Here is a 23,304-nt window from a genome sequence, read left to right on the forward strand (position 1 = left end):
CGCTATTGCAACATTAGATTTTCTTCTCGGTGTGTTAAGTCAAAATTCCATTCATGCACGATTAAGGTTTATTAACCATCTGTTTAATTAATTATAATAAGATATTGTTGTTTTGCGTGATTAAATGTGGAACTAAGTAGGGTTATTGTTATTAAAGGTTAAATATCAGCCTAGTAGTGGTGTTTAACCAAATATTGAGTAAAAAATGACAAAAGACACAAAGTTATGTTTGATGTAGAGAGTGATATTGGGTACTTTCATCAGATCTTGCAAATTTAATAATTAGGTAAGTTTACCAAGTGAGAGCATCAAATCGAAAACTACAGGATGTAATGCAACTGAATTTATATGACTTGAATCACATTAAATGAAACCGTTTAAGAAATAACAGAATTGGTTAATAAATAAGATTGTCAAAAGAAAAAACATAAATAAAATAAACGCATATTTTTACTTCTTGATATGCATATTAATTATGAACCTGATTGATTCTTTAATGACTTGTTTTCCAATAAAATCAGCTGATTTCCACTCTGAGTCTCAAAAGCAACTTGGGTTAGATTTTATTCATACTTATATTCATCAAAATGGTGAATATGATATTTTCTCAAAAATCGTATCCCATCGTATGGCACAGATCCAAACCTGTGAAAATTATAGCGGAAATTTACACCAAATATTTACCAGTGATATAGCTAATCAAATTTGTGGACATAGCCTTTTAGAAGGACTACCTGAAATTTATCTGGATATAGAGAAACTCGCAATTTCTCTATTTGGTAATATATTATATTGCTGGGCTGAATATGAATCATATAAAATTATTAACCGTGTGGAACAATATCAAAATAATCGTATAGCGGCACTAAATAAAGTACATACATGTGCGCCAAATGAGTTTATTTCAGAAATTGTAATGCATATTGAAAACGATGAACGTCTATTTATGACTCATCATTATAATAAACCTATGCTTCTGTCAGATGCTATTGTCTTGACAAATATTGAAACATTCATAAAAGAGCAGCACTGGTATGAAATGCTGTTTTATTTAGAACTTTCGCAAAAAGGCCAACATTTTATTATGCTGCAAGGTGATGATAATGGTTTAGCAACTATTACTTCGACGGCATTAATTCAAGGTTGGGAACTAAGAGATAATTGGCTGACATTTGATCCATTTTTCCAAAATAGTCGCTGGCAAGTTGATGTAAATGAAAAGAAACTAAACGCACTACGTCAGACAGGCGTTTTTTCTGATGCCCTTAGTTTTACCTTCCACCCTTCTAGTATCTTGGAATTTGAATCTCAATTAGTCGATACACTCATTGATTATAAAGCCATTTGTGAGGTATTAAGATTGACGGTTAGTGGACCGTTAGCTAAACGTTCATTCTTTTTGTATCAGTGTCAAAAAATGATAGCTCAAGCTCTTTGTGAACGAGGTTACGATATCGTCTTTACTATTATTGAGCAGCCTACAATGATTCTGTTTTATAATGCATTAAATCAAGACTCTCATCTAATGCCATCTTACATTAATACCGGTTATCAGGACGTTAATGAAAATGGCTGTATTACGTATAAAGGTTTTTGGCTAACAAAATGTATAAATGAAGGTTTTAAGAAAAATAGCTATAAAGATTATAAAAAGAAAATTGTAGTTATGCGTAAAGTTATGAGAGAGACCGTTAATGTCTGATATTTTTCATTTACTTTTATCTGTATCACGCGTCGCATTATTATTTTTCGCTGCTAGTATTGTTTTGGCTTGGATTGGATATTTTAGCTTTACTTTATTTACCTCTCGGTCAGGAGTTAAGCAGAGTGTGTATTATCCCTATTTAGCTTATTCTATATTTATCGTTTTATGGATATTGTCTAATGCTTATTTTCAATCAGAATTACTTACTTTTTTTAGTGAAAATTCAGCCATTAAAATAGCACTTTTTGCTAATTTAACCTCTTTTTCTGCTTTTATTTGTGCTTATCTCTTTTCATGTAGCTTAATTTCTATACGTTCTAATAATAAACTATTATTACACCAAAAACTAATTTGTATAGCTTTATTACTTTATTCTCTGATGGTTAACTTATTACCTAATCAGGCAGTTATCGATGTAAAGGTTATTGCTGCGGGGGATTTCGTAATTACATTTGGTCCACAAGCATCAGTGCTTTTTCTTTGTGGTGCAGTGCTTTTAATATTAACATTTCGTAATTTTCTAATTTATAATCGCTCTAACTCTGCTCTTATACAGAAAAAATCTCAGTATATGATTATAGGTATGGTTATCTTTATGATAACTACACTGATAGTACATTCGTTTGTTCCCTTTGCTCTTGGTGATTTTTCCCTTGCTTGGCTACCGCCAACATTGGCTATTTTTGAGACGCTCTTAATTGGATATGCGTTGCTATTTAATCGGTTTTATTCTTTACGTTATATCGCATTTCAATGTGTTAGCATCTTAAGTAATGTATTTGTTTATTTGTTTATTTATTCTTTTTTTTCAAATCTTATTTTCGATAACGATCCTCTATTTATTATTTTATTAATTGCCTTAGTTGGATTTAGCTGGCAATTATCATTAGCTAAAATTAAGCGAGGATTGAATCGATTATTTTATGGAAAGAATGGGAATCCGTCTGAAAATATTCAAAAAGTTATTTTTCATTTTCAGCACTCAACTGAACACGGTATTATTCGACTTAACGAATTACTTAATACAAAGAAAGGACAGATTCTAAATATTAATAGCCATTCAGAATTTTCTGCATTTAAAAAATATTTTGCAGGTAATTACTCAGTATTGGTAAAAGATGAACTGGAATTTCAGATTCAGTATGAAAAGCATACAGAACTTAGTAATATTAGTCAGCTCAAGCAGGATATGGATGCCAGTAATTCTGCGTTAGTTTTGCCTATAGTGAGTAAAAATGGCGATATATCTCATCTATTTATGGTGTCAAAAAAAGACCATAATAGTTTGTTCTCCAGTGAAGAAATTGAGGCTCTACAAGTTTTATTTGAACAAGCTAACCAATATATTCGCTCAGAAGAACAAGTAAGGAAATCACAAGTATTAGCGGGCTCTATCGCCCATGAGATTAGAAATCCATTATCAAAAATTCAATACCATTTTGAGCGTATTGATGCTGATTTATTAAATGTCAGCAATAACTCGGCACATCCTTTTTTAAATGAACAAATGAAAGATTTCTATAAAGAGCTAACTGAAAGTAAAAAAGCGGTTCAGCTTGGAAGCCGGTTTATTGATATTATTATTGATGAGATTAAAGGCAATAGTATTAACCCACAGACATTTAGTGCACATTCAGCTAGCCGATTAATAAAACAAGCGCTGAATGAGTATGGTTTCGCTGGAGACTCTCATCAAGCGCGTGTAATAACTAATACTCAAAATGATTTTCAATTTTTGGTGAATGAGACTCTATTTAGCTTTGTGATGTTTAATCTAGTTAAAAATGCAGTTTATTATTTTTCACAATACCCATTGAGTACGCTTTCTATTCATCTTGAACGTGGCGAATTAGAAAACTACATCATTGTTACCGATACGGGACCAGGTATTGCTGATAATGCCATTCCACAAATTTTTGATGACTTTTACACATCAGGAAAAAGTAATGGTACAGGACTTGGATTAGCATATTGTCGTCGTGTAATGAAGGCTTTTGGGGGCAATATTCACTGCCAATCAAAATATGGCAGTTATACTCGCTTTAGATTAACGTTTCCTATTATCAACGAAGAACATATTCCTGATAATTTATTTAAGGAACTAAAAGATGTATTAACTGGCAAACAAGTTCTTGTGATGGGCAAAAAAGAGAATACCACTCTTATCTCATCTCTACTTTCTAGCTTTAATATCCTGGTATCTACCTTTGATAACTGGGAGAGTGCAGCTCAGCATATTGTTAATAGTAAAGTGGATTTTGTGATCTATGATCTTTCTCTATCGCAAACGCAATTTGAAGCATTTAAGAGCATCCGTTCGGGTGATTTTGGTAGTAACGTACAGAAAATACCATTAATTGCATTGACCAGTGAGAATACAAGCTGTCTCTATTTTGACTCTAATCTTTTTCAGGGTGATTTTAGGGTCAGTGATAGCCCGATGTTATTTGCTCAATCATTAAAATCATTGGTCGACAGTGGATCACTCAAACCCCTTGGGCACTTGATTGGAAAACGTGTATTAGTTGTTGATGATATGCAAGTTAATCGTATGTTAGTACACAGCTATTTAATTAAAGAAGGGATCACGGTACTACAGGCTAATAGTGGGAATGATGCATTACGCATCGTTGAGCAAGCACTACCTGATCTCATTTTGATGGATATTCATATGCCTGAAATAGATGGACTGGAAGTGACTAAAATCTTGCGGAAAAAGGGCTGTAATATACCTATCATTGCTCTGTCTGGTGAATATTGTAGTAAAGTAACGAAAGATATTAATCAATATATGAATGATCATCTGGTTAAACCTATTATTCGCCAACAACTGATACAAAAACTTCAGTATTGGATTCCTGAATCAGACGCCAAAGAAATGATTGTAAAACGAGATGTTTGTATTAATCACTCCATATAACGCTGATTTATTTGAGTAAGTCTGTGAGCCTAACGATTAACACAAAATAGTAGTCAGTTTTAATTGGCAACGATAGTCAAAAACTACAACGAATACGTGAAGGCAATTACCACCCGCACGTTATCGAATAATTTCCATTACAGTCTTATAAAGCTTAATCTTGCTAGGAATAGAGCATAGATCGTTCTCATTATTCTATTTCCATAATAAATGTCTATCCCATGTTTTCTCTATCGTCAAAAAGAATTACTTGCTGGGTTTTATGCGGTATAAACATCATTGCCGTTCAGGTTTCTATAAAGAATCTGCTGGTAAAATGGAAATAGACAATATATGAGAGGCTATAACCAATATGAGGTTTAATGATCTGCAGAGAAAGCAGGACTTACGCGCCATCATTTGGGTATAGCCATCAACGGGATTAAGGTCATATAGGCATAATGATCGAAACATCATTATAGGAATACGATCTGTAACCAAAGTCATTGTAACGCTGATCAAGAACGAAAAGGCATTCCCCGTTTTTGTGGTTGTGATGGATAGACTCTGCAAGGCATTAATCCCTTACTGGAGTCAGTATTCTATCTAATCGCTTTTTTCTATCGCGCTTTTAGTAAGTAACTATAAATTAAGTATTCTTATGACAATAATCAAACAACTTTCCTTAGCAGCAACTATCGCCGTATTATTTACCTCTAGTACCGTATTTGCCACATCTAGCAATAATACAACGAACACTATGCCCGATAGTGATTACTTCGCGGCAACGCAATACAAAGAAGCTCAAGCTCCACTTAATAGCTTTGGCGCTATCGACGTAAAAACCAGTATTCCAGAAAATATACAAGTGCCTTCTGCACCACCAGAAGCGGGTAGTAATAATGGGATTCCAGAAACACTGGTGCAAAAATGGGCTCAGGCAGGAATATTCTCACCTCAAGTTGAGGCACGCGCTTTCATTTTAATGGATGCTAATACGGGACAGATTATTGCCGCTAACGATGCCAACGTGCGTATGGCCCCAGCCAGCACCACCAAGTTAATGCTCATGTACATTGTTGAACAAAAACTGGCTGACGGTGTAATTTCACTAGACTCAAAAGTACAAGTACCAGAAGTCGCGTGGCGCACGGGTGGATCAAGAATGTTCTTAAAGCCTGGCTCTTTTGTTTCAGTAAAAGATCTTATCTCAGGTGTCATTGTTGAATCAGGCAATGATGCCGCTGTCACTCTGGCAAATTACATAGCGGGTTCGCAATCTTCATTCGTTGCAATGATGAACGCGACAGCTGTTAAGCTCGGTATGCACAATACCCATTTCACAACTGTCATGGGTCTGCCTGCGCCAGCACATTTCTCAACCGCTTATGATCTTGGGCTGCTTGGACAGCATCTCATGAATGATTATCCTCAATACTTTCCTTTTTTCAGTCAAAAGTATTTTGAATACAATCATATCCGCCAACCAAATTTCAATCGCTTATTGTTCACTTATCAGTATGCGACTGGCATGAAAACAGGCAGTACAGAAGCTGCGGGCTACTCACTGGTAAGCTCCGCTAAGATACCCAATAACCCAATGAAGTTGGTGGCAGTTGTTCTAGGCACAAAATCACTGAATGATGTTGCTGCTCAAAGTAAGGCACTATTTAATTACGGTTTCCATTTCTTCAAGCAAGACACCTTGTCTGCAGCAAACAGTAATCTTTCTGAACAAAACGTTTGGGGCGGAAAACAAGATACTGTTTCTTTAGGCCTTGATAAGCCATTAACCTTGGTTCTTCCTTCCAGTGTTGATGAGAAAGATCTGCTAACTAAGCTTCAAATTGACCGTGATATCAAAGCACCGGTTGAGAAGGGTGAAAAATTAGGTGAAATTACCGTAACCTATAAAGACAAAGTTATTCAATCGAAGCCACTTGTCGCACTCAACAGCGTTCAACAAGGCGGCTGGTTCACTCGAACTTGGGCAAGTATCTCACTGTATTTCCATAATTTGATAGCATCTTTCGGTCTGTAACGTTAAAACAACCGCAATAGTTATCATACAAATAAAGCCAATACTCTTAGTCGAAAGTGAATAAGGTATTGGCTTTTATTTGGATATAACAATGCTAAAAAATAAAAAAATAATGGACACCCATAACTTTTTCTCTCGCTGCTGCGATTCTTAATAACACATGCCTGCGTTCAAACATCGTTATTCCCTACAATATATGCAGAGTCCAAATGCCATCATTCCCTACAGTGAATGCCCGCGAGGGTGATAGGGAATCTACTATTTGCGCGTTGTAGAGTTATTTTTTCGTTGGTGTTTGTAATACCCAAACGTGTGGTGGATAGATCACGGGTAGTCTTCAAAGAAATATGGCTGTCCCATGTTTCTTTTATTGGCTGCTGGCCAACTAGAAGTTGAACAGAACCGTGGTTGTAACTTTGACTTAAACAATAAATTTTCAGATGAAATTTGTTATTTCACTCTGTTATTAATTGCAACAACATAGTCACGATCATGATAACTTTTATAAACAGTCGTAAATGTTATAAACATAATTTATCTCTTTTTTTTATCATAATAAAATGCTCTCGAAATTTAACCATCAAGAGATAAACATGAAAAGAGTACTATTATTAATTATATTTATATTCTCACACAATACATCCATGGCTTCTGAATTATGGGAAGATAACAAGCAATATGAAACAGGTGATATTATATCATGGGAAGATATGACTTATATTGCAACCTCGCGGAGTTTTAATTACAAGCCAGAAGATAATACAGACAATCTAGATGGCTGGGTAACATTTGACACGTCAAAAATTGAACTCTGGGAGCCATCTGAAACGTATTCCAAAGGGGTTTTAGTTAAGCATAAATCTAATTTTTACTTATCGAAATGGTGGAATGAAAACGAAGAACCTAGCTTCGGTGCATCTAATTCAAACGGCCCATGGTTTGAACTTGGAATATCTTCTGAACTTACAGACAAAGAGAGAATAGATCAGCTGGCTGAATCAAATTTAATACCAAACTTAACTGATAGAAGTGATGAGTTATTAGGGATTGACATAGATGGCAATGGAATTAGAGATGATGTTGATAATTTCATTGAAATCAACTATCAAGAAGAGTCTCATAAAAAAGCAGCTCAACAATTAGCAAAAGGACTTCAAAAATCACTAGTGGTTGATACTGGGAATATAATTAAAGTCAAAGAAATAAATCGAATTAATTCCAGAGCTATAAATTGTATTTTCTTTACATTTAATGATTCAGGGAAAAATGCAGTTCATCCAACTCGCGTTGCTTCAGAGTTAGAATCGGTTACAACAAGTACTAAAAAACGGTTATTGGCCTACCTTGAATTTAATAAAGCTCTCGACGGGACAACGTGGTCTATTCCTGTAGGAAATACCTGTGAATAAAAAATAATGGACACCTATAACTTTTTCTCTCGCTGCTGCCATTCTCAGCAACAATGCCTGCGTTCAAACTTCGTTATTCTTTACAACATATGCCGTGTTCAAATTCCGTCATTCCCTACAGTAAATGCCCGCGAGGGCGATAGGGAATCTACCATCCGCGCGTTGTAGAGGTATTATTGTCGTTAGCTTCTTTAATGCTCAAACTCGTGTTGCATAGATAATGGATAGACCTCATGAAATTTATGGCTGTCCTATGTTTCTCTCCCGTCGTTTAGAGCCTATGGATAGGGTTAAAGAACTTGGTGATGCAAGTGTACCATTCCCATTTGATGTACATGCAATGATTTACACCGATGACGCTCCAGGTCTTGAAACTGCGCTACACCGAGAGTTTAATTCTAAACGTGTAAATGCTGTAAATCTTCGCAAAGAGTTCTTTAATGTCGATCTAGCATCTATCCAAGAAGCCGTAGAAAAGATAGTCGGAATAGACGCTGAATTTAAAATAACTGCTTTGGCTGAGGATTACTATGAAAGCTTGAGATTAAGTGAAGCAGCATAGTTATTTTAGGGGCGTGTTTTTTTGCTAATAGAGATCGAATAGGGGCATGTTAGTAAACTTATTTATGCCCCATTATGCGTTAGACCTTTTACTCATTCATATTGTATTAACGTGATTTTTGATTAGTTTTAATTATACCTTTTATTTTACTGTTAGCTTACTGTCTTCAAAAGTAATAAAGCGTTACTGCGATAATGACACCGCATGCACATAAAAAGTATAATTGCCTAAATATTTAGTCACTAAGCAGTGTATAAAGAAAGAATACGTTAATACACTGTTAGGTACCGTCAAATACGGAGACAATTTTGAGTGAAACCGCCACAACAATAATTAAGCTTCTTTCGGCACTGACATCGCCGAAAGCTGCTTTGAAATACATTTCAGTTGCTGTGTTCATTATCGTATCTTGGAAATACTTTAGTGAGCTTGCAAAGTCCTTCGGAACGCCAGAAGAAAATATTTCTATAGTAGTCCTACTGGCAGGTGTTGGGTTTGGTTCGATTATTGGGCAAATTATTACTTGGGTGGGGGAGTTAGTCTGGAATTTTGTGAATGGAAAAATCGAGGCCAAAAAGCTGGCCAAGCAAGATCTTGAAGAAAAAGCCGAGAATGAAAGAAAGAAAGCCAAAGAGGATGAGGCTCTCTTGCAAAAATATACAGAATCATTTTCCCATTTAGGCTGGGAGTCGAAAGAAAAACTTCGTGAATTAACACTGAGAGATATAACTCTAGATTTTTCAAATCTGGCATTTAAAGCGTTACTCGAAAACAAATACATCAAAGTAGTTTCGCAAATATCAAATAGAACTTATGTTGTTACGCTCAACCTTGTTATTGCTGAGGTAACAAAGACAACCTGGGAGCAAGAGATTAAGGGAAACGTCGATGACTATTTCCGTGATATGACACCAGAAAAGCAAAAGGTTTTGGAGGTCATGGTTTACAGAGATGATGACGATGACTCGGTAATAGATTTCGATATCAAGTCTACTGTATCTCCGTATTATTCTTGTATCAGGAGAGAGGCGGAAGATGAGAATGGATTTTGGTTATGCTTCAGATCATATTATTTAGATGAGTTTTCTAAGCGCACGGGAAAGGAATATCAAGATGAGACTTGGATAGACAAGGCTAGAATTTTACTGCCAGTGAAAACCGAGGCAGGAAATACCTAACAAAGCCAGCTGGACCCAAAAAACGCCGCTTCGCTCTATTTTTCGGCCCAGCTGGCGGCGTTAGGTTTAATGCGTATTAATCTTTTCACCTTATATAAGTAATCACTAAGAGTCAGATGAGCATATTGATAAAATTCACTCAAAGGGCAATGGACTCCTTTGAATCACTTCCTACAGAAATACAGGAAAAAGCACATAGAGCCATAAATCTTTTACAAGAAGGTAAAGAAAGGGAAATCCACTCATCTGTTTTGAAAGGAGGCAGAAAACTTTACTCCGGAAGAATAGACAATAAATTTAGAATAATCTACTCAAAGAAAAACAAAGAAATATTTATTGTTGATTTTATTAAGATTGATGGCATTTCAAAGATAATGAGGTCAGAAGCATGATCTCATTAAAATCAAATCAACTAAAAAGCACTCAATGTAAAAATGAGCTTGATGAATTCGAAAGCTTGCTAAAAAATAACTCAGAAATAGATGAAACACAGCTCCTTAATTTCTTTAAAAGTAGACCTCAATTAATTCTACTTATGGGCCGCGTGGTCGGTATTGATGCCCCTAGAAACTACAATAATGAGTTGCCTTTAATTGGAAAATTTAGAGCTGATTTTGTTGTGGCAAATGGAGCTATGCAAGAGTTTGTGTTTATTGAATTTGAAGATGCAAAGGATAACTCGATTTTTACAAAAAAAATAAATAAAAAAACATCGGTGCATTCATGGGCTGCAAGGTTTGAAAAAGGTTACAGTCAAGTTGTCGATTGGTACCTACATTTAGCTGCAAATAATCAGACTCAAAATATGAAATCCGAGTTTGGGCACTTTGAAATAAAATATAAAGGGGCATTAATTATAGGGAGGCAAAGCTCCTTATCACGAGGGGATTGCAATGAGCGTTTTGAGCAACGAAGAAGTAAATCTCTTATTGATAGTAAGCATATTACTTGTTACACGTTCGATGAACTCTATGAAGCAATGGCTGATCAATACGCTATCCTTGAATCATTCTAATTCAAAACTAACAATATAATCCAGATGATACCTTCAGCGCACCTGAGTTAGGCGTTACTCTTACTTTTTCTAATGTCTACTCACTAGAATAGAGCAAAGAATCTAAACAGTTTCTGTCCACAAGTAAGTTAGCTAATCAGCTAACCCACCATAAAGCATTCAAAAAATAAGCCGCTAAAAAAGCGGCTTCATTGTAGTGGTAATATCTTTATATATTCCGATTCAAATCATCAGCGCTGTCAGAAACATTCTGCTCGCCAATAAACCCACCCGTCTGATGCGCCCATAATTGTGCATAAATTCCATTTTGCTGTAATAACTCAGCATGGGAGCCTTGCTCAATGATTTGGCCTTTATCAAGGATAATCAAACGATCCATCGCGGCAATGGTCGATAAACGGTGGGCAATGGCTATGACGGTTTTACCTTGCATCAATTTATTAAGACTGTCTTGAATCGCGGCTTCAACTTCAGAATCTAACGCTGATGTGGCTTCATCTAGAATCAATATCGGAGCGTTTTTAAGTAAGACCCGTGAAATAGCAATTCGCTGACGTTGTCCTCCTGAAAGTTTAACCCCACGTTCACCCACTTGAGCATCATAACCGACATTACCAAAAGAATCGGTGAGCGTTTCAATAAACTCATGCGCATGTGCTTGGTGTGTTGCCGCTAATAAACGTTCTTCACCAGCATCAGGGGCGCCATAGAGTATGTTTTCACGAATGGAGCGATGCAGCAATGAGGTGTCTTGGGTAACCATACCAATGTTACAACGTAACGAATTTTGAGTGGCAGAGGTAATGTCTTTACCATCAATACGTATCTGTCCGCCTTCAACATCATGGAAGCGCAATAATAGGTTAACTAAGGTTGATTTACCTGCGCCAGAACGCCCGACTAAACCTACTTTTTCTCCGGGTTTAATATTAAGGTTAAGATGGCTGATCACGCCTTTATTTTCGCCATAATGGAAGCTAACATCATCAAATTCAATACCACCTTGAGTGACGTCTAATGGTTTAGCATCAGGGGCATCTTCAATCGAAATTGGCTTTGATAAAGTTTTCATGCCATCTACAACCGTACCGATGTTTTCAAATAACGCACCCACTTCCCACATGATCCACATCGACATACCATTGATGCGTAATGCAAGGCTGATAGCAATCGCGATCGCACCCACTTGAATAGCATCGTGCATCCATAGATAAATCGAGATCGAAGAAATAGCAAACAGCAGGGTATAGTTAGTTAATTGAACGCAGAAGTTAAATCCTGTCACTAACCGCATTTGTTTATGAACAGTGCTTAAAAAGCCCTGCATACCTTTTTCAGCATATTCGGTTTCGCGCTGATCATGAGAAAACAATTTTACGGTGGAAATATTGGTGTAGCTGTCCACAATTGAGCCCGTCATGGTTGAACGTGCATCAGCTTGTTTAGCAGCAATATGTTTAAGCTTGGGAACAAAATATAATTGAATGCCGATATAAGCGGCTAACCAAAATAACATTGGTAGCATTAATAACCAGTCAGCTTGGGCTAGAATGACTAACGATGACGTAAAATAAACCGCAACATAGACAAATACGTCAGCGGTTTTCATTACTGTTTCACGCACCGCAAGTGAGGTTTGCATAACCTTGGTCGCGATACGGCCAGCAAAATCATCTTGATAGAACGACACACTTTGCTTGAGCAAGTAACGGTGTGCTAACCATCGAATTGACATCGGGTAGTTGCCCAATAATGATTGATGGGTAATTAACGATGAAATTAATACCAGTGTTGGCATTAATACCAAAATAACCAACCCTAACCAAAACAGACTCGTACCATTTTGAGCCAGAAAAGTATGTGGATTACTTTCTGTTAGCCAATCAACCAGTTTTCCCATAAAACCGAATAATACAACTTCGAGAATAGCAACAGTTGCACTAAGGATTGCCATTATAAGCAATGGTTTTTCAAAGCCTCGGCTATAGTAACGACAAAAAGCAATAATACCTTGTGGTGGTTGCTCTGGGTCTTGTTTGGGAAATGCATCTGTGAAATTTTCAAAGCGTTTAAACATGGTTCACCTAATTTGATGAAAGGCGCAATAAGCAAATTAACGAGATGTATAGATGAGTATTAAGCCGTGGTTACGACAATTATTTTAATAACAATAATGGAAGAGGGTGTGTTGCTATTGTATGCATTACTTTAATCACACTCAACAATTGTGATATTTTTAGTGATGAAAGTATTAACTTGATAGCAAAAAAAGGTTTACGGCAGTGTAATGTCGTTATAGCCGTTATTAAACAAAGTATTCATTGATAATTGTTATAATAAAGCATCAATAATTCATGGTGTTATCTATTATTCATCGTTAATTAATCTTCGTTCTGTTTACAGTGTAAAACGATAGGTAAAACATGAAATATAAAGGCACGGTTGTGCAATGGAATCATCAAAAAGGCTTTGGCTTTATTCAGCCTCAAGCGGGTGGTGAAAATGTGTTTTTTCATATTAGCGCACTAGTGGATCGCCAAAGCCGCCCTCGAGTGAATGAAAGTGTACATTATCAATTGGGTCGGGATAATAAAGGTAAGCAAGCTGCACAAGCTGTTGAATTTGTTAAGCCTCATTCTGGGTTAGATAAATATACGGCTCCAATGAGTAAGGCCCAAGGATTCAGTGTGTTGTTTCTCGGTTTGGTTAGCCTTTGTGTATGGCTATTTCAGTGCCCGTATTGGGTATTAATTGGTTATGTCTGTTTAAGTATTGTGACCTTTGCTGTGTATGCGCATGATAAACGAGCAGCACGCAAAGAGGCATGGCGAACCAAAGAAGCAAGCCTGCATTTATTAGCATTAGCTGGTGGTTGGCCCGGTGCATTATGGGCACAGAAAATCCTGCGTCATAAATCACAAAAACAGCCGTTTAAAGCCATTTTATGGTTAACAGTTTTCATTAATATCAGCATTTTTATCATTGTATTTACGCCACTAGGGCAGCACTGGTTACATAACGTTATTGCTTCTATAGGCTATTAATTACCGCGGTGTTGGTGGTTGCTGTATTAGTGTTAAAAAACACAGGCGAAAGTATGTAAATCACCTGTGTTTTTTTTCTTTTAAATAAATGGTACGTATGGTTTATCAAATTGAATTAAGTGGGGGAATAGGGTTAAGATTTGTTGATCATTAAGCCCAAACCATCGACATACTGATGCATTAATTTGATCGGCTGCCATACTTGGAATAATACGACCATTATTAAAGTCATCTTCACTGCCAACCGTTAAATCTGGCCATGAGCCATAAGCTTGCCCACCTTTAATTGCACCACCCATTACCAATTGATGACCAGCCCAACCGTGATCTGTTCCTGATTCATTAGCTTGAATACGGCGTCCGAAATCAGACATAGTAAGTGTAGTTACTTGCTGGTGGATGTTTTGAGTGTGCATATCCTGATTAAAGGCTGCCATAGCTTCGGCAATCTCTGTATATAATTTATTATGTGCTACTTTTTGATTGACATGAGTATCAAAGCCACCGCGGCTAACAAAAAATACTTGGCGCTGTTGGCCTAGAGTTTTACGCGCATCGATCAAACGTGCAACCATTTGAAGTTGCTTACCTAATTGAGTGTCAGGATAAACTTGGGTTGCTGGATGAGCTGCTAATATTTGCTTTAATGCTTCATTATCAGTAACACTTTGTTGCATTACTTTGGCGAAATTTCGACTGTAAATATTGTCATAGTTACGTTCAGTAAAGTGTGCAAAATACTGATCGATTTTAATAGGATCTCCCCATTTAGAATATTTATTAACACCTTGATCGTTAATAATTGTTTGCCCACTAGAGAGACTACGTAACATTCGTTTATCACCATTTAGGCCAATAAGCGGGGATAGTTCACTGTTGAGGTTTAACATATCCATCATTTTCCCTGCCCAACCTAAAGGGTTGTTATGGGCATGAGTCCCTGTTTGCCACAAATTTTGTCGCATATTATGTGCCATTAAAAATTGCGGTAACTCTACTTGATTATTCGCTATTGCAGTTGCGGTTGTTGGTGCTAGTAGTTGGCCACTATTAATCAGTGCCGTTATTTCGCCATTGGCAAATAATGGCGCTAGCATTGACATTTTATGGTGAATGCCAATACCTATGTGGTTATCTGTTTTTATCGGTAATGGAATTATTTCTGTTTCAGTTAAACATAACTTTGGACGTGCAGCATGATAATCAGCATAAGCATTCGCTGATGTTGGAACAATCATATTATAAGCATCGTTACCACCGTGTAAGAAGATCACAACGAGTGCTTTATATCCATCTACTGCGTTCATTTGTGGTGACGCTAACGCCGGTGCAGATAATGTTGCTGCTGATAATGCGGCCGTTGATTGTAAAAAACGACGACGTGATAATTTAATTGTCATGCGTTAAACTCCTGACAAAAGAACTCTGGTGAAGTAAAAGCAGTATATAAGGCTGTTTCTACACGACGAGGTGGTGATTTAGTAGGAATTTTATTAACTAAAAGATCCATTAATTGGTTACGGAGTGATGTAGAAATTGCACCAGCAAAGATACGGTCGTTTATTAAATCAACGAAAGCAAACGGATCATGGTGTACAGCAATAAAAGGATTAATATTGTAAAACCATTGCTGTGGTTTGGTGGCTCTGTAACCATCAATGACGGCACAAATACGGTTATGAATCGATAGCATTTGGTGGTTAGTTAATAAACTAAACTCTGGCGAAGTTAAATTATTTGAACTTATTTCGCCTTGAGGAGCAAAGTCAGGTAAATAGAAATTAAATACAGTTTCTGATTGTAATGGCCCTTGTCCAAAATGGCGGACATTGTTTGTTACTTCCCAGTAATCACCCAACGATGTCACATTAAGTGCACGAGCTTGATTGGCAGCCATCAATATAGGCTCTTTCAGCAGTCCATTATGGCTGTGAGAGCTAGCTTGTCCTTTTAGTACTGCATGATCAGTTAATATTGCCCACAATACTGACTTAAGATCGCCTCGAACACCATTGCCATTGTCAATGAAAGCCTGCGCGACACGGCATAAGTATTGCTGAGTAGGGTTACTAGTAACGAAACGTTTTATCAATAAATTAGCAATGAAAAATGGTGTGTTTTGATGATTGAATAACACATCAAGTGCTTGATCAAGATCTTGTTCTGTTGTTTGTCCTGCTGCAAAGTAGTGATCAAGAATCATTTTTTGATCTGTATCGTGATCCTGTTCGCGTGGTTCCATTGGGTATTCATTATGTCCACCTTGCCAACCTGTAAGCGCGCGTGCTAATTCTTGGACGTCATTTTGGCTATATGCTGGAATATTATTGTCATTATGGTCAACTAGAGGTTTCCCGTCACTCCCCAGCTTCCATAGACCAATAGTAAATAATTGCATCAGCTCTCGTGCGTAGTTTTCATCTGGAAAAGTGTTATTTTTAGGGTTAGCTTTAGCACTGCGACGTAAAGTAAGGTAACGCCCCATTGCAGTATTTATCGTAATAGATTTAAGTAGATCTCGAAAATTGCCAAAACTATGCTGAATTAATAAATCATAATACGCGGCGAGCTCTTCGTGGCGGTTACCGACTCCAACACTTGATACAACTAAAATTTGGCTAAGGGCATAAGCCATACGTTGTCTTAGTTGATCTTCGCCTGTTAACGCATATTGCCACCATACACCAACACGTAAGTTAGTTGTTGCTTTTGGTTTATTTGATAGCAGTAGCGCTTGTCGCAATTGGGGTAAATGATAAGATGCAGGAGCGTTATATTGAGCCTCAAACCATTGGCTTATATCTAGATCAAAGAATGTCTTTATTTCATTAATTTGTGGACCAAACGTTGCGCGATATAAAAGAGCCGCCATTTGATGTTGGTGGGTTAATTTTAATGATGGATGTGACATAAAATATCCTTATTCACGGTGCAGAATACACCGTCACTTTGGTAGTCTATTTTATATTTTTTATTGAAAATGTTATTGATTTAATGTTTCAAAATATTTTTTGTAAAACACTGGATATAAACAGCTTTATAAATAGAAAGAAGATTAACTATTCTTCTTTCTATGAATAAAAATAAAGATGAGATTGTCACTTAATGCGAAACAGTTTTTGATAAAAGGTTTACGACTAATACACCCGCAATAATTAATCCAATACCAATAATAGCGGGTAAGTCTAAGCGTTGCCCATAAACAATATAGCTAATGGCGGCAACCAGAACAATGCCTGAACCACTCCAGATAGCATACACAATTCCTACTGGCATGGTTTTTACGGTGACAGATAATAAGAAAAACGCAATCGCGTAACCTGTAATAATAATTACACTGGGTACCAGTTTCGTAAATTGTTCTGCTTTAGGTATAAATGAGGTGGCAATGACTTCAAAAATAATAGCAATTGATAATGCGACCAATGGTGGCATTGACGTTAATAGCTTAAACATAAAATATATTTGTATTGATTGAAAACGTGCATTTTAAAGGGCTTTTTAGCACGCGACTAGGGCAATTTTAAGTAATTTATATTTACCTTGTTTCAATAATGCACAGAGATATGCAATGCATTTTGCACTGTTATATATAAACACTATCCACTGAGAGAATATTATTTGTATCATAAAGGCTGTGATGGTAATAGTTAATGGGAATTTTATCGATCTTAAGCACAATAAGATATTGGTATACAATTTGCTTTATTTGATTGTCATTGCTTATTTTTACAATGGATGTAGAAATAAAAAATGGTGCGAGAACAGTATGTTTTATAATTTCCTTTTTGTAACCGACATTATTAATAATGTCGGTTTTTTTTATTTTAAAACTGAAAATAGTAATTTGTTCAAATTTAAGTCACATTTGGTGATAAAATTTATTAAGCGTTGGCTGTTTTATATTGATCGATAACTAAACAGCTGAATCATAATGTTTGGTGGAGGTCATTGGTATGAATGGATCTATGATTCGAAATTGGAGTTTAAGTGCGGCTATTTTGATCATCGCATCAGGGTGTGCAAGTCCAGATATTCCTGATAAAAAAACGGAAGTAGAGACACAACGCCCAGTGTTGATTATAAAACCTGTAGAGTATAAAAAAGATATTAAACAAGAGGCTAAAAAAGTATCCCCCCCAAAATCATCATCAAAAATTATTCATGGTAAAGCGTCTTTCTATGCCAATATGTTCCAAGGACGAAAGACAGCTAATGGTGAAATTTTTGATCAAGGTAAACTTACCGCAGCCCATCGCACATTGGCTTTTGGTACTAAAGTTAAAGTCACCAATATCAGTAATCATAAAAGTGTGATTGTTACGATTAATGATCGTGGGCCTTTTATTCGTGGTCGTATAATTGATTTATCAAGCTCAGCATTTAAAGCGATAGGTAATCCTCGTACTGGCGTATTAAATGTCACGATGGAAATTTTAAAATAAACATAATCTAAAAAAAGAGCGCATAAGCGCTCTTTGTTGTAGGTCAGGACAAAGCGATTAGAAATCGTCGTCGTCGCCACCAAAATCACCGCCAAAGCCGCCGTCGGTATCACCAAAACCGCTATTGTTAGCAAAGGTGTCGTCGTTGCCAAAACCACTGTCGTCACCGAAACCTGAAGTACCAAAGCCGTTATCATCACCGCCGAAGCCTGAATCACCAAAGCCGCCATTGTTATCGCCAAAGCCAGCATCACCAAAACCACCGGTGTAGTCAGAAGCGAAGCTGTTTGAGTCGTCATTTAAGAAGCTTTCATTATCAGCTTGTGGATCAGTCGTTGCGTCAGCGGCTGTATCCGTTTGTGCTGTGTCTGTTGCTGCAGTATCTGTTGCCGCGTCAGCTGCTGGTGCTGGATCTGCCGCTGCTGTTTCAGCTGGCTTATCATCAAACAACATATTACTGATCACGCTGCCTGCAACCATACCCGCCGCTACGCCCGCTGCTGTCTGCATGAAACCACCAAAAGCACTTGGTTGGCGAACTGGGGGTTGTGGTGGCTGTGGAGGTGCTTGGCGAGAACCACCAAACATACGACTCATGGTGCCACGGTTTGATTCTTCTTTGTAATAGTCAGCGTTTTTTTCTAGGTAGTCGTTCTTTTCTTTTAATTGCTTTAATGCCATTTCTTGCACAAGAACCGCTTGTGTTAGTTTGTAGATGGCATCTGGCTGTGCGCCAATTTCAGTGTTAATAAATTGCTCTGCTTCTGCATCTTTCTTGCTTTCAGGGCTTTTTTGAAGCTTAGCAGCAACGCTTTGAATAAGTTCTTTTTCTTGTGGAGTCATTATAATTACCTTCTCAATACCCTGTCATTGGTAGGGTGTACCGTTGCTTGGTTGATGACACTTTCGTTAACATCAGCCTTGCTAAATAAGATTATTCACAAACTATAGTATTCCCATACCGATGTTGAATAGGTGATGAACACTACACCATAATTTGTCAATCGAAATAGAATGCACGAATACTGTATTACGTTCGCTGTACTACATCTATAGTTTGCTACAAGAAATTTAATTTAGTTTGTTACTATCTGTAAATGGGTACTGACAAATGTATTATCAAGCGTAATGATATAATTTATTGATTGATAGGTAATCAGCTCTCAACGTTGAGAGCGTTTTATCCTGATTGTAGTGCTTAGTTTTAGGGCGAGATAGGAAGGTGTGAATTTGGTAGGGGAGAATGCGTTAACGCAAAATATTATTGTCGTGACGCCAATCCATGATGGTCCATTCTTGCATTTGAGCATGCATCGCTAACGTTGGATCAGGGTTAACAGCAAAAGGTTTATTTACTCGGCTAAGTAACGGTAAATCATTGATTGAATCACTGTAGCCATAACTGCCTTTATAATATTGATCTTGTTGTTGTAACCAAAGTTTTAAACGTTCAACTTTACCTTCTTTAAAACTTAATATGCCTGTGGTTTTTCCGGTATATACGCCATTATTTTGTTCAATTTCAATCGCAATAACATCATCAATACCAAGGGCGGTAGCTATCGGCTTAACCAGATGTTCGCCTGTCGCCGATATAATTAAAATATGATCACCACGCTTTCGGTGCCATTCGATACGATCAAGCGCTTGTGGGTATATTGCTGGCGTAATCACAACACGAATGAACTCATCAACCAGTTGCTTTATTGTGTGAGGCGTTTTTCCTTTTAGAGGCTCAAGTGTGATTGTCATGTAATTATCCATATCAAGCGAGCCTTTTGTATAGGCGGCCATCATAGCGTGTTCATGGGTCAGTAATGAGGAAGGAGCAAGCCCTTTTTCAACAAGAAAATGGTTCCATAGGCGGGCAGAATCTGCTGCAATGAGTGTTTCATCTAAGTCAAAAATAGCAAGATAAGTCGGCATGGCTGTTTCTATGTTCGTTATCGTTTGAGTGGTAAATGACAAGTGCGATTCCTTATTTTGTTGTTATGTTCAAGTTAATGTGCAATTAGCCATTAGAGAGTAGGAAATAACGATGACATTTTTATGATGTTCCGATGTTGTTTTTACTACATGTGATAACGGGATGTATCTGTGGTTAATATTGGCTGAGTACTATTGGGTTATGCAATATAAAAATGATCATATGTTATTTTCACAATTGTAAGCGTAATTTAGATTTAACGACGAATATCTATACAATAGGAAATAATGATGAGTAATAGCGTAGTGACGATTACAACAAATTGTATTAATGACCTCGATCTTGCTTATGAATTGGCACAACAGCATGTCGTTGTTACTGATATTGAGCAAATACAGATTCGATTAGCGGATAACACTTGTGTAGTTTTTCAAAAAGATGCCGCTTTACAGCATTATATGAACACGCTTTTAGGAACAGATTTGAAGCGCGTATTTAGAAATAATGCTCACCAACTTAATCACTTAACTGAAAAATCAGTGAATATAGATGGAACGTTACTTTTATTAAAAGCTGATGGTGATTGGTTACGGATGCAATCTGATAATGGCACGCTAGCACAGCTATAACGGGCTAAGGTGAGGCCAATCTAGAATCAAAGGATAGATTGGCCATTAGTGCACATTAGCAAATCACTTCGCAGACGCGTTTATTGTTGGTGTAATAATAACGGTGGTGGCTAGCGGGAGTATTGTCAGCAAATTCTTTATCGATAACATAAGGCGTGCCTTTGGCAAAAAGCCAGATAAATTGCTCGATAGCTTCGTCGAATTGGGCTTCAGTAGCATGTAGTGCTGGTGCTGAAAATTTAAATTGCGTTAACTTTGTTGTATCGACGATTGAACAACGCTCAAAGTCATTAAAACCCAATTGTTTAAGATTTGGATACGGCATACCACCTGGCACCATATGTGACGGTACTGTCAGTACAACTTGAGCAAGATTCATCGTATATTCTTCCTTTATAATATCAATCTATCTACAAATAACTTTAACTGAGTTTGTTGTTTCTCTCTAGTTTTAAATATAAATAATCATACGCAATATAGTACAGGCATTATTAATATAGAATGGGAATAGTTGTTTGTGAAGAATGTTTTAAAATCAATAAATTATTTGTTTTTTAATAAGGAGCTAGTATATGTTTAATACACGTTAGATTTAAGGATAAATCATGTGTATGAACCAGACTAAAATAGTGTCATCTTTATTATTTTTATCTTCAGTTATGTCTTATTCGGCCGTTGCGGCTCCATCTACGCTCCCGGCGACAACCATTTTTTATGGCGGTCCAATTATTACCATGGAAAAGGCAAAACCAACAGCAGAAGCTGTGGTAACGAGTCAATATGGTAAAATTGTTTATGTTGGTTCAGAGAAAGAAGCATTAAAACAATATCCAGATTCTAAAAAGATAGATTTGAATGACAAAGTGTTAATGCCTGGCTTTATTGAACAGCATTTACACCCATTTTTAGGTGCGTTGACATTAAACATGCCCGTTATTGCACCAGAAGAGTGGCAGTTACCCAATAAAACGTGGCCAGCAGTGACCAATCATAATGATTATATTGCTGCGCTAACAGCTCAAGAAAAAGAATTGAAGGATCCTAATGAAACATTATGGACATGGGGTTTTAATAACTATTTTCATGGTGAGCTGTCACGTCAAGAACTGGATAAAATCTCAACAATTCGCCCCATTGGAGTATGGCATCGCTCTGCGCACGAGTTTTATGTCAACTCAGCATTTATTAAAAAATATAACTTAAACCAAGCAGATGTAGATAAACTAGGAAAAGAGGTTGTCGCGCAAGTTCATTTAGATAAAGGGCACTTTTTAGAAGGTGGCGCATTAATTTATTTATTACCTCGAATTGCGCAGGATCTTGGGAATAAACAGCGTTTTACCGCAGGGTTAAAGCAAATGGTAACCATGTTACACCAAAAAGGGGTGACGGCTTATAACGAGCCTGGTGCTTTTATTCCTGATTACATGATTGATACTTACCTTGATGTGTTAGGCAGTGAATCAACACCTATGTATTCATTTTTCACTCCTGAAACTAAAACACCTTATTTAACAAAAGGAAAAGAGGGTGTATTAAGAGAAGTTGAGCGTATTACAACGACGTTACCAGAAACGGGTAAGGTTCGTTATTTTGATAGACAAGTTAAATTGTTATTTGATGGTGCGATCATTTCGCAATTAATGAAAATGAAAGACGGCTATCAAGATGGGCATCATGGTGAATGGATTCAAACACCAGAAGATGTTGAAGCTATCACTAAAATCTTCTGGGAAAATGATTATCAAGTATTAGTGCATGTAAATGGTGATCTTGGTGTTGAAAAACTCATTGGTATATTAGAAAAACGCCAAGCAGAATATCCACGTAAGGATCACCGCTTTACGATTATCCATTTTGCTAATTCAACGGATGCGCAGGTTAAGAAGCTAAAATCCTTAGGTGCAATTATTAGTGTAAATCCATATTATGTTACTGGTTTTAGTGAAAAATTTGGTGAAGTAGGTTTAGGAAAAGAGCGTGCTCATGCGATGGTACGTTTAGCGACGATTGAAAAAGAGAACATTCCTGTATCACTTCATTCGGATGCTCCAATGGCGCCATCTGACCCATTATTATTGGCGTGGAGTGCCGCTACGCGTATTACTAATTCAGGTAATGTCGTACGGCCAGACTTAGCTTTATCTCGTGATGCAGCTTTGCGTGGTATCACGATTGAAGCCGCTTACTCTTGGGGACAAGAACAAAATCTTGGCAGTATTAAAACAGGTAAAATTGCGAACTTTACGATTTTAGAACAAGACCCTTATAAAGTTGAGTTGAAAAAGTTAAAAGATATTCCTATTTATGGTACTGTTTTTGAAGGAAAATTATTTCCAATTGATAAATAACTATTAATGAAGATCTTGAAAGAAGAGCTTTAATTGATAGTGCTGAAAAAAAAGTACTATTATAAATAGAGTGTAAAAAAAACCGCCTACTGAGGCGGT

Annotated in this window: 19 protein-coding genes and 1 pseudogene; 13 read left to right on the top strand and 7 right to left on the bottom strand. The window is 36.9% G+C overall.

The genetic code is table 11. The features are described from left to right. Positions 1-475 precede the first annotated feature (475 nt). The 9 genes and pseudogenes from VXS03_RS15490 (at position 476) to VXS03_RS15530 (ending at position 10,809) form a co-directional block, all read left to right on the top strand. A complete protein-coding gene (locus VXS03_RS15490; RefSeq protein WP_327764792.1) occupies positions 476-1,702 on the top strand; it encodes an acyl-homoserine-lactone synthase in 1,227 nt (408 codons plus the stop codon). Further along, positions 1,695-4,625, top strand: a complete 2,931-nt coding sequence (locus VXS03_RS15495) for a hybrid sensor histidine kinase/response regulator (protein ID WP_327764794.1) — start codon at positions 1,695-1,697, stop codon at positions 4,623-4,625. The genes VXS03_RS15490 and VXS03_RS15495 overlap by 8 nt, the downstream gene beginning before the upstream one ends. A gap of 640 nt (positions 4,626-5,265) precedes the next feature. Continuing rightward, positions 5,266-6,645 carry a D-alanyl-D-alanine carboxypeptidase family protein gene (locus VXS03_RS15500; RefSeq protein ID WP_327764795.1) on the top strand — a complete coding sequence of 460 codons (1,380 nt, stop codon included), beginning with the start codon at positions 5,266-5,268 and terminating at the stop codon, positions 6,643-6,645. A gap of 358 nt (positions 6,646-7,003) precedes the next feature. After that, the gene (locus tag VXS03_RS15505) at positions 7,004-7,129 is read left to right on the top strand and encodes a hypothetical protein (RefSeq protein WP_327764796.1); all 126 of its coding nucleotides are present in this window, start codon (positions 7,004-7,006) and stop codon (positions 7,127-7,129) included. A gap of 109 nt (positions 7,130-7,238) precedes the next feature. After that, a complete protein-coding gene (locus VXS03_RS15510) occupies positions 7,239-8,054 on the top strand; it encodes a hypothetical protein (protein ID WP_327764797.1) in 816 nt (271 codons plus the stop codon). 259 nt (positions 8,055-8,313) lie between these two features. Next, positions 8,314-8,616: pseudogene (locus VXS03_RS15515) on the top strand (GIY-YIG nuclease family protein); the annotation flags it as partial. A gap of 308 nt (positions 8,617-8,924) precedes the next feature. Beyond that, a complete protein-coding gene (locus VXS03_RS15520; RefSeq protein ID WP_327764798.1) occupies positions 8,925-9,794 on the top strand; it encodes a hypothetical protein in 870 nt (289 codons plus the stop codon). Between the two features lie 116 nt (positions 9,795-9,910). Beyond that, positions 9,911-10,186 (top strand): type II toxin-antitoxin system RelE family toxin, encoded by a 276-nt coding sequence (locus VXS03_RS15525; protein ID WP_327764800.1) that lies wholly within the window; start codon positions 9,911-9,913, stop codon positions 10,184-10,186. Then, positions 10,183-10,809 carry a Shedu anti-phage system protein SduA domain-containing protein gene (locus VXS03_RS15530; RefSeq protein WP_327764801.1) on the top strand — a complete coding sequence of 209 codons (627 nt, stop codon included), beginning with the start codon at positions 10,183-10,185 and terminating at the stop codon, positions 10,807-10,809. Before VXS03_RS15525 ends, VXS03_RS15530 begins: the two co-directional genes overlap by 4 nt. 208 nt (positions 10,810-11,017) lie before the next feature. Here VXS03_RS15530 and VXS03_RS15535 read toward each other — a convergent pair whose 3' ends face one another. Further along, the gene (locus VXS03_RS15535; RefSeq protein WP_327764802.1) at positions 11,018-12,886 is read right to left on the bottom strand and encodes an ABC transporter ATP-binding protein; all 1,869 of its coding nucleotides are present in this window, start codon (positions 12,884-12,886) and stop codon (positions 11,018-11,020) included. Between the two features lie 346 nt (positions 12,887-13,232). Between VXS03_RS15535 and VXS03_RS15540 the strand changes: the two genes are divergently transcribed. After that, a complete protein-coding gene (locus VXS03_RS15540; protein WP_327764803.1) occupies positions 13,233-13,853 on the top strand; it encodes a cold shock and DUF1294 domain-containing protein in 621 nt (206 codons plus the stop codon). A gap of 80 nt (positions 13,854-13,933) precedes the next feature. On the opposite strand, the gene VXS03_RS15545 is transcribed toward VXS03_RS15540, so the two are convergent. From VXS03_RS15545 to VXS03_RS15555, 3 genes are all read right to left on the bottom strand, one after another. Next, the gene (locus tag VXS03_RS15545; RefSeq protein WP_327764804.1) at positions 13,934-15,253 is read right to left on the bottom strand and encodes a DUF1501 domain-containing protein; all 1,320 of its coding nucleotides are present in this window, start codon (positions 15,251-15,253) and stop codon (positions 13,934-13,936) included. Next, complete coding sequence (locus VXS03_RS15550) at positions 15,250-16,764, bottom strand: DUF1800 domain-containing protein (protein WP_327764805.1); 1,515 nt, start codon at positions 16,762-16,764, stop codon at positions 15,250-15,252. Before VXS03_RS15550 ends, VXS03_RS15545 begins: the two co-directional genes overlap by 4 nt. 191 nt (positions 16,765-16,955) lie before the next feature. After that, on the bottom strand, positions 16,956-17,288 hold the full coding sequence (locus tag VXS03_RS15555; protein WP_442957457.1) for an SMR family transporter: 333 nt from the start codon (positions 17,286-17,288) through the stop codon (positions 16,956-16,958). Positions 17,289-17,809: 521 nt separating this feature from the next. Between VXS03_RS15555 and VXS03_RS15560 the strand changes: the two genes are divergently transcribed. Next, positions 17,810-18,298 carry a septal ring lytic transglycosylase RlpA family protein gene (locus tag VXS03_RS15560; protein WP_327764807.1) on the top strand — a complete coding sequence of 163 codons (489 nt, stop codon included), beginning with the start codon at positions 17,810-17,812 and terminating at the stop codon, positions 18,296-18,298. A 57-nt stretch (positions 18,299-18,355) separates the two neighbouring features. On the opposite strand, the gene VXS03_RS15565 is transcribed toward VXS03_RS15560, so the two are convergent. Then, positions 18,356-19,141, bottom strand: coding sequence for a DUF2076 domain-containing protein (locus tag VXS03_RS15565; protein ID WP_327764809.1), 786 nt, complete (start codon positions 19,139-19,141; stop codon positions 18,356-18,358). Between the two features lie 405 nt (positions 19,142-19,546). Further along, positions 19,547-20,266, bottom strand: coding sequence for an HAD family hydrolase (locus VXS03_RS15570; protein ID WP_327764810.1), 720 nt, complete (start codon positions 20,264-20,266; stop codon positions 19,547-19,549). Between the two features lie 249 nt (positions 20,267-20,515). On the opposite strand from VXS03_RS15570, the gene VXS03_RS15575 reads away from it, so the two are divergent. After that, positions 20,516-20,854: a hypothetical protein gene (locus VXS03_RS15575; RefSeq protein WP_327764811.1), complete on the top strand. Its 339-nt coding sequence runs from the start codon at positions 20,516-20,518 to the stop codon at positions 20,852-20,854. 55 nt (positions 20,855-20,909) lie between these two features. On the opposite strand, the gene VXS03_RS15580 is transcribed toward VXS03_RS15575, so the two are convergent. Next, the gene (locus VXS03_RS15580; RefSeq protein ID WP_327764812.1) at positions 20,910-21,233 is read right to left on the bottom strand and encodes a hypothetical protein; all 324 of its coding nucleotides are present in this window, start codon (positions 21,231-21,233) and stop codon (positions 20,910-20,912) included. A gap of 232 nt (positions 21,234-21,465) precedes the next feature. Here VXS03_RS15580 and VXS03_RS15585 point away from each other — a divergent pair, with 232 nt between their 5' ends. After that, positions 21,466-23,205, top strand: a complete 1,740-nt coding sequence (locus tag VXS03_RS15585) for an amidohydrolase (protein WP_327764813.1) — start codon at positions 21,466-21,468, stop codon at positions 23,203-23,205. Positions 23,206-23,304 lie beyond the last annotated feature (99 nt).

The organism is Photobacterium sp. S4TG1, from assembly GCF_036040035.1.
Lineage (GTDB): Bacteria > Pseudomonadota > Gammaproteobacteria > Enterobacterales > Vibrionaceae > Photobacterium.